General features: G+C 56.5%; 1 protein-coding gene. It reads right to left on the bottom strand.

Going from position 1 to position 554, the window contains the following annotated elements:
• Window positions 1–86 precede the first annotated feature (86 nt).
• Window positions 87–554, bottom strand: a 468-nt coding sequence (locus MST27_RS22230) for an OprD family outer membrane porin (protein WP_243608015.1), incomplete at its 5' end; no start/stop codon positions are given.

Raw genomic sequence — 554 nt, 5'->3', positions numbered from 1 at the left:
AAAAAAGGCGCCCTGATGGGCGCCTGAAACACATCTTCAAACCAAGGGAGCAAAACTAAAGAAGATGTGGTGTTGCTCATGGTGTTTCACAAGATCGAGAGCGGGTACTCGGCTATGAATCGGACCTCATCGAGGTCGGACTCGAAAGCAGTCGCCCGCGTGGTAGCCTGGCGCACCCGCAGAGACAAATCCTTGAGAGAGCCAGTCTGTACAACGTAGCGGGCTTCGACGTCGCGTTCCCAGCGGTTCTGTCCCGTCAGCGGCGCACCGTTATCGTCTTGGCGCATGTACACCTCGTTCGCATTGCTGTAATCGGCGCCCCAACCGCGGGCGTAGCGGGTCATGAAAGTAAGCCCGGGTATGCCGTATCCCGCCATGTTCAGGTCGTAGCGCAGCATCCAGGACTGCTCTTTAGGTGAGTTGAAATCACTGTACTGGATGGAATTGTTCAGGTAGATCGAGTCCGCCTGGCGCAAGTAGTCAAAGTCGTTGTTACCGTTGTTTCGCTGATACGACGCCGTGACAGTGTGCGCGCCGAAGGCGACACCCAGGCT

Origin of the sequence: Stutzerimonas marianensis, from assembly GCF_022810315.1 — a bacterium.
In the GTDB taxonomy this organism is placed as follows: domain Bacteria; phylum Pseudomonadota; class Gammaproteobacteria; order Pseudomonadales; family Pseudomonadaceae; genus Stutzerimonas; species Stutzerimonas marianensis.
This window is presented reverse-complemented; position numbering and strand designations above follow the sequence as displayed.